The sequence below is a fragment of the Sediminibacillus halophilus genome, from assembly GCF_900103695.1.
Classification (GTDB): domain Bacteria; phylum Bacillota; class Bacilli; order Bacillales; family Amphibacillaceae; genus Sediminibacillus; species Sediminibacillus halophilus.
The window spans coordinates 226,569-241,246 of the sequence record NZ_FNHF01000002.1 but is presented as its reverse complement, the minus strand read 5'-3'; the positions used below and the strand labels follow the sequence as shown (position 1 = coordinate 241,246).

General features: G+C 38.8%; 11 protein-coding genes and 1 pseudogene. 10 read left to right on the top strand and 2 right to left on the bottom strand.

The window, feature by feature from the left end; all coding sequences use genetic code 11:
- Positions 1–125 precede the first annotated feature (125 nt).
- Together sigI and BLR82_RS08185 are read left to right on the top strand one after the other, a co-directional pair.
- A complete protein-coding gene (gene sigI / locus BLR82_RS08190; protein ID WP_074598531.1) occupies positions 126–839 on the top strand; it encodes an RNA polymerase sigma-I factor in 714 nt (237 codons plus the stop codon).
- The gene (locus BLR82_RS08185; RefSeq protein ID WP_074598530.1) at positions 836–2,209 is read left to right on the top strand and encodes an anti-sigma-I factor RsgI family protein; all 1,374 of its coding nucleotides are present in this window, start codon (positions 836–838) and stop codon (positions 2,207–2,209) included. The genes sigI and BLR82_RS08185 overlap by 4 nt, the downstream gene beginning before the upstream one ends.
- Before the next feature lie 605 nt (positions 2,210–2,814).
- Here the strand turns inward: BLR82_RS08185 and BLR82_RS08175 are convergent.
- Entirely contained in the window at positions 2,815–3,603 is a 789-nt protein-coding gene (locus BLR82_RS08175) for an SDR family NAD(P)-dependent oxidoreductase (RefSeq protein WP_083334769.1), read from the bottom strand.
- Positions 3,604–3,629: 26 nt separating this feature from the next.
- The gene (locus tag BLR82_RS08170) at positions 3,630–4,643 is read right to left on the bottom strand and encodes an AraC family transcriptional regulator (RefSeq protein WP_074598528.1); all 1,014 of its coding nucleotides are present in this window, start codon (positions 4,641–4,643) and stop codon (positions 3,630–3,632) included.
- Between the two features lie 651 nt (positions 4,644–5,294).
- Here BLR82_RS08170 and BLR82_RS08165 point away from each other — a divergent pair.
- The 8 genes and pseudogenes from BLR82_RS08165 (at position 5,295) to BLR82_RS08130 (ending at position 14,594) form a co-directional block, all read left to right on the top strand.
- Positions 5,295–6,689, top strand: a complete 1,395-nt coding sequence (locus BLR82_RS08165) for a right-handed parallel beta-helix repeat-containing protein (protein ID WP_074598527.1) — start codon at positions 5,295–5,297, stop codon at positions 6,687–6,689.
- A gap of 662 nt (positions 6,690–7,351) precedes the next feature.
- Positions 7,352–7,972: a class I SAM-dependent methyltransferase gene (locus BLR82_RS08160; RefSeq protein ID WP_074598526.1), complete on the top strand. Its 621-nt coding sequence runs from the start codon at positions 7,352–7,354 to the stop codon at positions 7,970–7,972.
- Between the two features lie 345 nt (positions 7,973–8,317).
- The gene (locus tag BLR82_RS08155; RefSeq protein ID WP_074598525.1) at positions 8,318–9,259 is read left to right on the top strand and encodes an alpha/beta fold hydrolase; all 942 of its coding nucleotides are present in this window, start codon (positions 8,318–8,320) and stop codon (positions 9,257–9,259) included.
- A gap of 97 nt (positions 9,260–9,356) precedes the next feature.
- Positions 9,357–9,710: a DUF2200 domain-containing protein gene (locus BLR82_RS08150; protein WP_074598524.1), complete on the top strand. Its 354-nt coding sequence runs from the start codon at positions 9,357–9,359 to the stop codon at positions 9,708–9,710.
- 341 nt (positions 9,711–10,051) lie between these two features.
- A complete protein-coding gene (gene rlmD, locus BLR82_RS08145; RefSeq protein ID WP_074598523.1) occupies positions 10,052–11,545 on the top strand; it encodes a 23S rRNA (uracil(1939)-C(5))-methyltransferase RlmD in 1,494 nt (497 codons plus the stop codon).
- Between the two features lie 772 nt (positions 11,546–12,317).
- Positions 12,318–12,657, top strand: a pseudogene (locus tag BLR82_RS21290) (helix-turn-helix domain-containing protein); the annotation flags it as partial.
- A gap of 182 nt (positions 12,658–12,839) precedes the next feature.
- Positions 12,840–13,523 carry a response regulator transcription factor gene (locus BLR82_RS08135; protein WP_175486779.1) on the top strand — a complete coding sequence of 228 codons (684 nt, stop codon included), beginning with the start codon at positions 12,840–12,842 and terminating at the stop codon, positions 13,521–13,523.
- A 36-nt stretch (positions 13,524–13,559) separates the two neighbouring features.
- Entirely contained in the window at positions 13,560–14,594 is a 1,035-nt protein-coding gene (locus BLR82_RS08130) for a sensor histidine kinase (RefSeq protein WP_074598522.1), read from the top strand.
- Positions 14,595–14,678 lie beyond the last annotated feature (84 nt).

Below are 14,678 nucleotides of genomic sequence, written 5' to 3'. Positions count from 1 at the left end.
CAGAAACTAAAAAGGATAGTAACCATATTTTGTAATGGTTACTATCCTTTATTAAATAGCCTTTTCCTCCGATATATTGAGCAGAGAACTTTTTAATTTCAATAGGTTCTATATGGAGGGACATTATGGGGAATTTACAACTTAAAGAGATCCTGTTAGAAATTAAAAACGGAAATGAATTAGAAAGAGAACGATTAATTCGTCATTATGAGCCCTATATTCTGAATGCTGTCAGCCATGTATGTAAAAAGTATGTAACTTGGAGCAGTGATGAGACTAGTATTGGACTAATTGCCTTTAATCGTGCTATAGATACGTTCGAGTTCGATAAAGGGCGTGCCTTTTTAAACTATGTGTACCTTTTAATTCAACGGGATATCATTGATTACTTCCGAAAAGAAAAGCGCCATTTACACCCTGCTTCAGATAATTATCAATTAGAGCATGATAATGCCGAATTGAAAGCTTCATTAGAATCGTACCAGCAATCAACTAATACTTCAGCTCTTGTAGAAGAAATTTTAGAACTCGATCAAAAATTAAGCAAGTTTAACATTTCATTTGAGCAGCTAGAGAGCCATAGCCCGAAACAACGCAAAACGCGTATTAAAGTCATGGGAATGGCTGCTGAATTTATGCAACATGTCGATTTAGTAGACGAATTAGTTAATAAAAGGGTATTTCCTGTAACATCATTTACCAAAAGGACAGGGTTCCGATCCAAATCAATCGAGCGACACCGAAAATATTTGATTACAATTATTATGATTCAACTACATCCGGAATGGAGACGGCTTTCAACGTTTGTTCAAGTCGGTCCTGGGAGTGTGAAAAAATGAAAAAATATACAATTGAGGGCGTCGTGACCAAAGTGACAGAGAACGAATATGTTCTTCTCTGTGATGATGGAACGTTTCGAAATATACCACTAACCGAAGATGACATACCAATGCTGGGTGAAAGGAAGACGTATACAGCGAAGGCGCGAAATCTATCTTTAAGGATTGCATCTACTGTAGCAATGGTAGCTGTTTTGTTTATTGCCCTTTTAGCGTATAAGGGGGTTCAAAATCATTCCAAAACGAATTATATTGCTGCTATTGATATCAACCCGAGTCTTGAGGTTCATTTAGACGAGGATTTAAATGTTATAAAACTTTTACCTTTGAATACCGATGGAAAAGAAATCGTCGACTCCATCGAATCGGAGGGTGTGAATTTTTATCGAGTGGTAGATCTTATCTTATCCCAATCAGTTTCCAAAGGATACTTAACGACAGATGAAAAAGGAAGTATTGAGACCACTATTGTGAAAATAACGAAAGATACAAATCCTCCATTAGATCGTAATCTAAAAGAAGTGATTGAAACGCAACTTCAACGTAAAAACATTGTGGCAAATGTGCAGGTTTTCAATGGAACCGAGGAGTTTTACGACCAATCCGAACGTGCAGGCATATCAATGAATAAATATAGACATTATCAAACCCTACGCGGTCAAGGGCTTGTACAGGACATTGAGGAAGTAAAAGAGAAATCCATTAAACAATTAGAAGACATGGAGAATGCAGACGAAAACAAGGTTCCGGTTGAGGCGGACCAAGGAAAAGGGGATTCTGGACAGAACGCAAAATCGAATCCAGAATCACGTCAGAATCAGTCCAAATCTACATTACAACCAAAAGAAGACCAATCTGAACAAAAACCTGCATTTGATGAGAGGCAAGAACCGCCTGATAATGAAGGCAGACAACAAAAAGACAGAAAACCGAGCAATAAAAGTTCAACACCGGAAAAAGGAGTATCCCAAAATAAAAGGTCTTCGAAGCCCCCTTCAACTAGGGATGTGAATGAGAATAGCAGAAATAATGAAGCGAATCAAAAGGTGGAAACGGAGAACGACAAAACTAATTCCAATGATAACACCAAATCAAAGGCGAAGACGGAGAACAGTCAAACAAATTCGAATGATAACACGAAATCAAAAGCGAGGACAGAGAACAATCAAACAAATTCGAATGATAAAACCCAACCAAGAAGTGAAACAGGTTTAGAGAATCAACCAAAGTCGGATGCAAATGATGTGAAAAAGAAGGATAAATCTACTTCAAAGGATGAAACGGGACCTCAAGAAGAGAGCATAAATTCAAATCAAAATCAAAATGGAGAGAATGAAAACAGGCCTTCGTCGCCATCTAAACCAGAATGATCCTTTCCGATATTTTATCTATGTTTGAAATGCAAAAAGCCCAATAGAGCACTCTATTGGGCTTTTTTAAGTGTTTAAATTTTACTAAGTTGTTAGTCCATTTACTAGTAACCAAAATAAAAAGTCAGGGATTATATATTTACTTAATGATTGTTGGAATGCTTCTTAACCAACAAACCGCCGCTTTTACTATATATGTAGAATACTCAAATGCGGCAGGTTGGCAACAGAAGGAAAATGTTATACCCAGTAAATATAAAAATGGACACTTTAAGATTACGGAGAGGGAATTATGGTGATTTTAGCAATTAACAAGCATATTTTAATTTTGTAAGAGTTTAATGATTTATGATTATAACAAATTAAATGAGCATCTCTCACATCAGGAGGGATTGCGTTAGAAGGTACACCACGAAACCGTTTTAAAGACATTGAATGAATCCATACAAGGCCTTCTTGAGGTGAAGGTTTTATAAAAGTAAACGCTCCGAACCTTGCCGAAACTTTGAGAGGCCCAGAAAAATTCGGAAGGTTTACTTCAAGGGTAAGTGCTGCACGAGAATTATAACTAATTAAATAAGCTCCCCTACTGACTGCCCTTTTGATTAAAAAATGGTAGGGACCATTCCTCCATCCATACGGATTGGGGAGGCTCTAAAAGCAGATGCATAGGGACTGCATAAGAATGCAGCTAGTTTTCCTATTTCAATCGGTCTGATAAATCGCTGTATTTCGGATTGGGGCAAATTATTGATCATGAATTGTTTTTCTTTTTCTGAGAAGGTTATGTTTTCATCTATGTAAATACCCTCTATTATATCCTGTACATTTTCAGAAAGCGTTGGTCCAGGTAAAATCGTATTGACGGTAACTTCTGTTCCTTTTGTTAGTATAGACAAGCTTTTTGCCAATGATAGCAACATTGACTTTGTCATACTATACTGAGGCATTTGTCCAGAGGGCATTACCGCCTCTTCACTTGCAATAAAGATGATGCGACCATCATTATTGTCCAGCATTTTTGGCAGATAATGCTTACATAATCCATTTGCGGCCAGTACGTTAGTTTCAAAGTATTTTTGCCATATTTCATCCGTAACATCCTCGTATTGCATGATTTCGTAAATTCCCATATTGTTAACTAGAATGTCTACATTGGGGAACCTTTTAAATAATTCCTCTCTTTGTTGAACATCCACAATATCGGCTATAGCATTTTGAGGTGAGGTTAGCGGGAATTCTGATTTGATTTCCTGGATAGTTCGTTCTACCTCCTCATAATTACGTCCATTTATGAGAATATTAACTCCCTCTTTAGCCAATTCTTTTGCTATTGCTTTACCTATGCCTTTTGTAGAGCCTGTTACTAAAGCGGTTTTATGTAATAATTCCAAGATACGTGTCTCCTTTAAGTTAGTTATCAATGTAGTTCCTTTATAAGTGCATGTTCAGCACGCCAATTTAAAGGGGTCTCACCTTCCCAACTGCGGAAGGCTCGATAAAACGAGCTTTGATCTTTATATCCAACTAGAAATGCCACTTCTTTAATATCTAAAGAGGGATTAGCCAAATACTGCCTTGCTTGTTCATGGCGAGCTTCCTTTAGCAGTTCCTTAAAGCTGGTGTTTTCTTCGGTAAGCCGGCGCTGTAAGGTACGTTCGCTCATTCGCAGCTCACTTGCTGTTTCATGTATGTCGAGTCGTTTTCCCGTTAAATTGCGTTTCATAATCCACTTAACTATCTCCGTTGTGGAGTGACTATGTCGCTGCTCCTCCAATGTTTTCTCCAATACTGGTGTTAAGATCCCTAGTAATTCGGAGTTGTAGGAAGTAAAAGGGCGATTAAGGTCACTTTTTTCCAATGTTAGCCTATTGCGTTCTGCTCCAATGTGGATAGGGCAGCCAAAGTATTCTTCAAGCGCCTGTACTTGGTTAAAAGACTGTGTAAATTCTACTGATCTCGCTTTTATAGAATAGCCGGTGCCTCGTCGTCCTAGTTCCAGTAAAAAAGCAAGAGTAGTTCCAACAAGTAGGGGTGGGACGGCTTGTTCAGTATCAAAGAATTCCAGTTCTATTGCACAATTTGTGCCTTCTTCTATCATTCGTAATTTTTCAGGAGGACACATTTCTTTGTAGCGAGCCATTCTTTCAAGAGCGTCTCGATAATTACGGGCATGGTAAGCTACCAGTACAGGTGGGGGATAATGCGTTGTTTCAAATACTGTCGGAAGTTGCAGCATTCCAGCTTCCATGTCATCGATGGTATCGGAATACGCTTGCCATAATGCATAATATTGTTCAACTGTGACAATTGGTTCAGTAATCACAGTAAGCTGCATTTTTGCTTTCTGAACCAAATCATGAGCATTAATTCCAAGTTTTTTTAGCCCAGTCCATAGTCCATCTGGTATTCTAACACAAGTATTTTCAGTCAATCCTTTACACCTCTCTATCTATCAGCACATTACAACTAGCTCTGTTAACGGGATAGTTATTTCATTATACTTTATATATTGTTTTTCTGTAATTAGCAGGGGACGACAATCCATTTGCCAAATACGCCAAAAATGAGAAATTTTATTGTAATTATACTTAATCAATTAGGGATTTGTTATCTTTAAACGTTTGAGGCTTATGTTGAACAAGAAAAATGATAAACAATAGATCCAATTGCTGCACAGTACAACCATACTGGTAATTAAACAGTCATATGAGACGGTCACTTATTTAGGGTGATCGTTTTGTCGTCTTTGGCCGATACTGTGCAGCAACACTTAGATTAATTCAGGGAAAATGAGAGAATCCTAAGTCATGCCGAAATGATTGTTTTAAAGTAAATAGCGGAATGAGAATCCATCTAATCTAATAGACTCCCCTCCTCAAAAAGATGTTGACCTTTGACCTTTGCTAAGGACCGATTGAAGTAGAAAGGTTTGCTTGGAAAAGGCAGTGTTTTTACCATGTCATTCTCTTTGTGGTGAAGAGAGAAATAAAAAAGCGGTTTAGACATATTGTCTAAACCGCTTTTTTATGCTTTAGTATGAAATGAAAGTTACGAACTACTATTACTATAAAGGAATGAGGAAATGAAAAAGGTGATTCTTTACCTCTTGGCAGCAGCTATTTTACTTGTTTATGCTTTTCATGCAAAAGATTCAACACAGGATAAGGCTATATACGTTGCGACAAATGGAAATGATCAAAATAATGGGACTAAATCAAAACCTTTTCGCACACTAAAGAAAGCTGCTTCAGAAGCAAGAGCGGGGACGACTGTCTACATAAAAGAAGGTATCTATAATGAAAGGCTAATTGTTAGGTATAGTGGAACAAAACTAAAACCAATCACGTTTAAGGCTTACAATCAAGGCAAGGTTGTTCTTACTGGTGAGGACGTAAAGAATCTAGAAGAGGATACGTCCCTTGTTAACATAGACAATAAAAATCACATCACGATTAGTGGGCTCATTATTCAGGATTTAACTACTAAGCTAACGAATGGAACTGTAATAGGGATGTATGTAACAGGCTCAAGCAGCCATATTACCCTAGAAAATAATGTTGTACGAAAAATAGAAACGCATGCAGAAGATGGGAATGCCCATGGGATTGCTATATACGGAACTGGCCGGATGAAAGATATTCATATTATAAATAATACAATAGAGGATTTAAAACTCGGGTGGAGTGAATCACTTGTTCTTAATGGGAATATCGATGGTTTTAATGTTGAAAATAACGTAGTTCGCAGAAATGATAATATTGGGATCGATCTAATTGGTCATGAAGGTATATCAAATGATCCAAAAGCTGACTATGTTCGGAATGGCATCGTTAAAAATAATGAAGTGTATGAAATATCCTCGTACGGTAATCCAGCATATGGAGAAGAATATAGTGCCGGTGGAATTTACGTCGATGGTGGAAAAAGTATAACGATCAATAAGAATACTATTTATAATTGTGATATCGGAATTGAGGCAACCTCTGAGCATGCAAAACAATATGCTGATAAGATTCAAATAAAAGACAACATTGTGTATAACAACCACTATTCAGGAATATCGATTGGTGGATATGATGAAAATCGGGGAGGAACGATAAACTCTTCCATTACAAAAAACATTATCTATCGAAATGATACGAAAGGGCTAGCAGGAGGGCAGCTACTATTACAGCATGATATAAAAAACAATGTGATAGAAAGAAATATCCTAACCGCTGGGTCATCTCGCATTTTTATTGCAAACTACTTTTCAACGAATCATGAAAATGTTCTAAGAAGAAATGTTTTTCATAAAGAAAAAGGAAAAACAGGTCTTTGGGTATGGAAGGAAGAAGAATTTACTTCTTTTCATGATTTCAAACTTAATTCAACTAGTGATACACAATCAAGTTACTTGGATCCAATGTTTGAAAATGAAACCAACTATGATTTTAGATTGAAAATAGAATCTCCTGCAAAAAAAATTATAGAATAAATAAATTCAGTCCTGATGATGATGTAAACATCGGGATTTTTTTATTCATAAAATATGAGGTCACAAAATAATTTGTCATAGAAAGCACGACAGAGTTAGGTTTCATTATCGTTGAATCAATATTTAAGTCTATTATGATATAATGCTTACAATTCTTATTAAATCAATGGGGCAATTACTTTATTGGTAACCTTTAGTTTAACGACAAAACTAAGCTTGTTATTAGATTTAGTGAAAGGCTTAATTGGATTGTATAAACATTTGAACTGGAAATCAGATTACAGCCATTGAAATGTACCACATCTGACATAGTATTTACCACCTAATGACAAGAAGTGTACTACAGAATGACAGGCTGTTTACCACTACATAGATTAACCAATGTATCACTTAGTAGACTTATACTGCGCAATAAATCCCTGCCTTTTATGAAAAAATGTGAAAATTAAGCTGAAGTGCCAAACCGGAATTAAATTGGTTTCTTAAACATTCGGGGACATTTATAAATATGTTGTTTAATTGAATGGCGTTGCTTTTAAATTAAAGGAGTAACTCTTGTAGATGTGGAATTAACTATACTGTAGAGACCAAATTTGCCCTGCGGAAGCTTATCCTGCCAAGCAATTTTCCCACGTTTTAATCGATTTTGGGAGGGATAGTAATTGGGAAACGTAAAGCTAATCAAAAAGTATGATAATCAGGTAAAGATGTATGAAAGACATCGTAGAAATAAAATGCTTGCTGACTGGAGAAATAAACTGATTAAACATGCGTCTGGAAGAGTACTGGAGGTTGGTATTGGTGTTGGTGCCAATTTTCCTTACTATGATAGAGAGCAAGTTGAGATAACTGGTGTTGACTTCAGCCCTAATATGATTAAGAGTGCCAAGGAAGCTGCTTCCGTTTATCAAGTAAAAGCAAACTTTATAGAAGCAGATGTTGAAGACCTGATATTTGAAGAGAACTCTTTTGATAGCATTGTTTCTACCCTTTCCCTCTGTAGCTATCCTAATCCTATTACCGCACTAAATCAATTTAATCGTTGGTGTCGGAAGGATGGGATCGTATTGCTTATGGAACATGGACTCAGTACCAATCGATTACTTTCTGTTACACAAAAAATAATTGACCCCCTATACTCAAAGATTTCAGGATGCCATTGTGATAGAGATTTAAGTATGGTTTTGGAGCAATCAAATCTTCAAGTTTTACATATAGAACGCTACCGATCAGATATTTTCTATCTAATACGAGCAAAGCCATCTAAGGATTCGTATGTTTAATGAAGGCGAGACTATTAAAAACATTTTGTGTGGAAGAAGACTCGACGCAGAAATAATTCCATTGCGTAAAAGAAACCACTTTTACTTCGCCTTTATGTTTTAGGCTTGGTTCGACATCTTTAAAACTCTTGTGGTATTAGTTAGTAAATTCGGTACAGGAATCAGATGGAGAAATACGCTAAAACGCCGGCGTGCTATATGCTAACGACTATAGGTGAACTTATGGTTTACGTTAAAACAAGAGTTGTATTTTTAAGAAGACATATTAATGCATGGTACAACCATACTGTGCAATAAAAAAGATTTTTTACAGTCGATAAGGAAGATTGAAAGGAGTGTTAATGATTGAATGAAATCGATAGATTGGATAGAACGGAAGGAGAAAAAATGTTTGGATACATAATGCTTACTAATAAGAAGAAAATCTATTATGAGATTCACGGCGAGGTCCATTTACCTGTATTTTTATATTTACATGGTGGACCGGGGGCTGGTTCCTATGATTTCATTGAACATCAAGGGCACAGACTTTCAAAATTTATGAGGATCATTGCAATCGATCAAAGAGGGGTGCTTCGCTCGGATTCAATCGAAGATAATGAGTCATTTGGAATATTTGATTTGGTAGATGACTGCGAAGCTATTCGTAAGCAACTCGGTATAAAAAAGTGGGGTATCATCGGGCATTCTTTTGGCGGGTATGTGGCTGTGCAATATCAGTTGCATTATCCTGAAAATGTGACATCTCTTTTGCTGGAATGTCCGATGTTGGATTTGGGGAGTTCTGCTCGCTCACTTATCGCAGGGGCTGCTCAGGAGTATGAACGATTAGGCAAAGATGAAAAGATTAAGGACTGCCTGACTGCAGTGAATATAATGGGTACAGAAGAGGTCTGGGGAAAATGCATAGAGTTTCTTCAAGACTTGGAAGAGCATAAAGACAATTTGTATGTGTATGGAGAAGATAAACACTTCTTTGACCATCTTGTTGAAAAATCCGGCATACCTCAAAAAAATTGGGAACGGGCAGCGAATCATCAACAAAAATTATACCAAGAAGGGAAAGTATTTGAATCACTGTTACCTCACCTTGATTCTATTACTTGTCCGATGTTATTGCTGAAAGGGAAATATGACTGGGTAACTAGTAAGGATCAGCTGACAGCGTTTTCGAATGGGCAGTCCAACCGTAAGCTATCTATCTTTAAACAAAGCGGGCATTTCCCAAGATTCGAGGAACCAGCATTGTATGCCAGCGTAATAAGAGAATTTATATCGGATAAATAAAAAAATGTAATAGGGAAGGTATAATCGCTGAGCTAGATGTCTCCCAACTACTTTTCATGATAAAATGAAGAAAAACCTACATACGAGGATGTGAATCATGCCCAAACATAAGATTTATACAATGAGTTTCGCAAGCGTGTATCCCCATTATGTAAAGAAAGCGGAGAAAAAAGGACGCACGAAAACAGAAGTTGATGAAATCATCCGTTGGTTGACAGGCTATAGCCAGGAAGGGTTAGAAGAGCAACTGGAAAAACAAACAGACTTTGAGACTTTCTTTGCAGAAGCTCCCCGAATGAATCCGGCGCGAGCTTTGATCAAAGGAGTGATTTGCGGTGTCCGTGTGGAAGACATCGAAGAACCTACTATGCAGGAAATCCGCTATTTGGATAAGCAAATCGATGAATTAGCAAAGGGAAAAGCGATGGAGAAAATTTTGCGAGAAACATAATCTCAACAATCAACTGAAGTGATATGTGGGCATACTAAGGGGGTATCACATACTCCTATAAAGTTGATATGGTGCAGTCTGTTTACTATATGTCACATTAGTTCAGTTTGATTGGGAGGATCCAATACTTTAAAACGAAGCTTTTAATAGCTGGTAAAAGATTCTGTTAGCTATTACATTAAGAATTAGCACTACTATACGAAGTTACACGTGTAATGGATATAATGAAAGGGACTGCCCAATCCAATATTTGGTGGCAGTCTTTTTTCATTGTCCATTTTACTACTCTGTTCGGCTAGTATATAATGGAGTGTCACAAGAAGAAAAGATGGGATGTGCCTATGAACAAACGTAAGAACAGTGGAGATAAATCGAGCACAAAACGTAAACAATCAACTAAATCCCACTCAAAAAAGCATTCAAAACCTGACACACATAAAGCCAACAAATTCCAAGGGAAGAACCTGAGCAATAATAAACGCGGACGCAACAAAAAAACCGTAACAGCAGAGGTGACATGCACAGGCCTGACCAAACAGGGTAAAGGCATTATCCAATGGGAAGGAAAGCAGCTGGAAATAGAGCATCTATTACCTGGCGAAACGGCTGAGATAACGGTGTCCACAAGTGGCAGACAGATTGACGCAGTACTAAAACGTGTAATAACTCCGTCTGAAAACCGGGTCACGCCAATGTGTTCCTATTATTATGAGTGTGGTGGATGTCAACTGATGCATATGAACGAGCAGGCGCAAAAGTATTTCAAGCAGGAAACGATAGATAAATTGATGAAACCGTTCGGGAAACCAGAACCCATTTTAGCTATGGACCATCCGTACGATTATCGAAACAAGAGCCATACGACATTCGGCTTGAATAAGGATCGGCAGATTATTGGCGGGCTCTACGCTCAGAATAGTCATCAGCTTATTTCTATGGATCGTTGTCTTATTCACGATCCCAAAGCGGATGAAATCTGGAATACCATTAAAGACATGATGAAGTCCTTTAAAATCCAACCCTACAATGAAGATACTGGACGAGGCTTCCTGCGCCACGTCCTGGTTAAGGTCGGAAAGGTCAGCGGGGAAATCATGGTGGTGCTGGTTGTAGCTTCCCCTATATTTAAGGGGAAGAATAATTTCGTCAAAGCCCTCAGGAAGGCCCATCCAGAGATAACGACTATTCTCATGAACGTGAATAACCGGAATACAAGCATGGTTTTAGGTGACCAGGAAAAGGTGCTGTTCGGAAAAGGGACGATAACGGATACCCTTTGTGGGCTGAAGTTTGATATTTCCGCTAAATCCTTCTATCAAATCAACCCTGTTCAAACGGAAAAGCTATATGCAAAAGCCATTGAGATGGCGCAATTGTCCGGAAAGGAAACGGTAATCGATGCATACTGCGGTATCGGTACGATTGGTTTGATTGCCAGCCAAAAAGCAGGCAAGGTCATCGGGGTGGAGCTGAATAAGGATGCGGTTCGAGACGCCATCCAAAATTCTAAGCGTAATGGCGTGAAAAATGCCCGTTTCTATCAAGGTGATGCTGGTAAATTCATGGTGGAGATGGCAGCCCGTGGTGAGAAAGCGGATGTCGTCATCATGGATCCGCCTCGAAGCGGCAGTGATGAAGCGTTCTTGTCCAGTGTAGTGAAGCTGAAACCAAAGCGTGTCATATATGTCTCTTGCAATCCGGAGACGCAGGTACGGGATATGAACTATTTAACCAAGAACGGCTATGAGGTGAAAGGTATTCAGCCGGTGGATATGTTTCCACAGACGGTGCATGTTGAAACTGTAGCGGAGATGGTATTGAAAGTGTCTAATTAAAATATAAATCACCTAAACGAAATAAACATTTCCGATTAAGACCCCGATTTCGTGAAAATAAACATTTCCGATTTCAGGGTCTTTTTTCTATTATCCCTTGCCCTGTCTGTCCTTTTTCGATTTTATCTTCCTTCTTTTATCGGAGAACTTTATTTTAAAACAGAAAAAAAGGTGAAAATACAGGCGTATTTGAGGGAAGAAATGGAGTGTTTTTGAATCAAAAATCCTTCAAAATGGGGGTTCGGTCGGAAATCTTATTTTAACTCGAACGGTGGAATGGGGTTTTAAGTGGGATGAAAAAAGTTTTGTTTATTTTAATTGTACAGAAAGTGTCTAATTAAAACTAACTCTTGCTCGCCAAAATAAACATATCCGATTTAGACCCCGATTTCGGGGTATTTTTAATGGGTATCGAAGTGGGAAAGTAAAGAGAGAAGAAACATCTGTTTTCAAACGTTTCTCAATTATCATCCAATCGGTTTTACCAATTAGGTATCAATATATTAGACTGTAATCAATACGGGTTCAGTTCTTCTACTCTGTACCCAAACTATGACATTTGTATAATCTTGTAGCGTGGATTATTTCTTTGGCTCTGTTAAAGTTTAACGTTGATATTAGGTATAAAAAAGGAACTCCCCCAAATTAGAAAGTTCCATTTTATTATTATAGGCTTAATAAACTAACGTACCGTTCGTATTATAAGGTCAGCCAGAATTTACTGGTTGACCTTATTTTTATCATTTACGGTAGCCGGGGCAGAACGTCCGCACTGGTCGATGACATCAAGCAAAAGAAGGCAATTTTGAAGTCCTTGAAAGATACTTAGTAAATTTATCCGAAGACTATCCCTATAGTAAGTTTTTAATGACTGTCATGGGAGACGTTAATCAATTAGAACGTGATCTAATTCGAATGCGTCAGCGTGAAGGAATAGGACTTGCCAAAAAAGGGAAATATTGGGAGATGGTAAAAATATCATTCGAAACATGAAGGCATTAACTATGCAGTGGAACTTTACAGAGAAAGAAATATGACTGTGTAAAAAAATTTGTAAAATCACAAATGTGTCAAAATCGGCTTTGTACAGAAAATTGGCAGAAAGGAAGTAAAGAAGCTAACCACATTAAAAAGTAAATATTTCCCATAGCGGCCCATTAATCCTCGAATCGTTTCCGTACCCCCACCATAGGTGAAACATTAATCTGTGATATATTAATGAGGAGTAATTCTTTGTTACCTCAAATTATTTTATTTACAACAGTCAAATTTGCGATACTAGGAGGCTGGCTCGATGAAGATAAACATATTTGTTATTGAAGATGATAATGCTTTGTTTGCTGCGTTGAAGAAAGGCCTAGAGGCTTGGTCGTTCCAAGTCACGAGACCAGATGATTTTGAAGGTGTGATGCGTTCATTTCTTGAACAACAGCCTCAGCTCGTCATCATGGATGTTATACTCCCGAAATTTGACGGTTTTCATTGGTGCCGCGAGATTCGCGCTGTATCCAAAGTACCCATTGTTTTCCTTTCCTCCCGCGATCATCCAATGGATATGGTCATGGCGATGAGCATGGGAGCGGACGACTTCATCCAAAAGCCGTTTCATACAGACGTGCTTTATGCCAAAATTCAAGCCGTTCTCCGGAGGACATATACTTATGGCGAAGAGAGATCGAATATTCTTGAATGGAACGGCGCCTTGATTGATGTGAATAAAGGTGTAATTCGAAACACTGGGAAAGAAGTGGATTTAACAAAAAACGAATTTTTTATACTGATCACACTCGTGAGATCGAACAATGTCATTATCTCGCGCCATGACTTGATACGAAAGCTGTGGGAGGACGAGCAGTTCGTGAACGACAATACCCTCACGGCGAATATAACCCGTTTGCGGCATAAGCTGGAGACGATCGATTTGGCAGACACTATTGTGACAAAAAAAGGGCTGGGTTATATGGCCATCACTTTATAGAGATTATGAACATGTACTGATAGGGGGAACCGTGCCATGTTTATCCGTTACGTTGATGCAAGGAAAAGCTGGATTTTACTGTTTGCCGGCTTGCTCGGCTTAGCCAATACTCTGATCCTGCTTGATCAAGGCATCCAGGTCACATCTACTTCTCTCCTTTATTTTAACGCCTTATTTATTCTGTCCTTTCTCCTGTTTTTTATATGGCGCTTCAAAAGAGAGACAAAATATGCCGCCGCGTTGGCTGCATTGCAGGAAGACATGGCCTTAGACTGGATCGAGACACTTCCTGAGCCTGGGGACGGCCTAGATCAGATTACCAACGACATCTTACGGGAGGCCTCCCTTAAGTTCAAACGAAAGTTTTCTGACTATAAAGAAACTCAACTGATCGAGAATGAATTCACGGCCTCATGGATCCATGAGGTGAAGACTCCTCTCACCGCCATGAAGCTAATCCTGGACGCCAGGCCAAGTGATCCGGAAATACGTAAAATTGAAGCGGAATGGTTGCGGGTGTATTTGTTGGTCGACCGTCAGCTGCATATGACACGTCTGCCCGCGATCGAATCCGACTATGTTCTTGAATTGGCCTCCATACAGCGCCTTGCCGCGGAAGAAGTGCGGGAGCTGGCGCCATGGTGTATGGAAAAAAATCTGGCTGTCAGTATCGAAGGAACGGAGGTAAAGGCCATTACAGACCGAAAATGGTGCCGCTTCATCCTTCGGCAACTGTTGACGAATGCCGTGAAATATAATCCTGCGAATACGGCACTTATGATCGTGACGGATGTAACGGAGACAGGCCAAGTCTTTTTAGATGTCATCGATGAAGGGCCGGGAATACAGCCACACGAATTGCCGCGTATCTTTGACAAAGGCTTCACGGGTGAAAACGGCAGGATTCAAAACGCAGCGACAGGACTTGGGCTCTATCTTGCAAAAACCGTGGCAGATAAATTAGGAATTACCCTCATAGCGCAACCCGGTCAAACGAAAGGTACGGTGATGCGAATGATCTTTGTCGAGCCCAACGCATTCGAAGCTGTCCGAAGAGGGGCGGGCAAGTAATATCCAGCTATCAAGCAGTCAGGATTGCTCCTGACTGTTTTTGGTGTGGAATAGTGAACGTGACAATATTGTCATGTTGTCTTG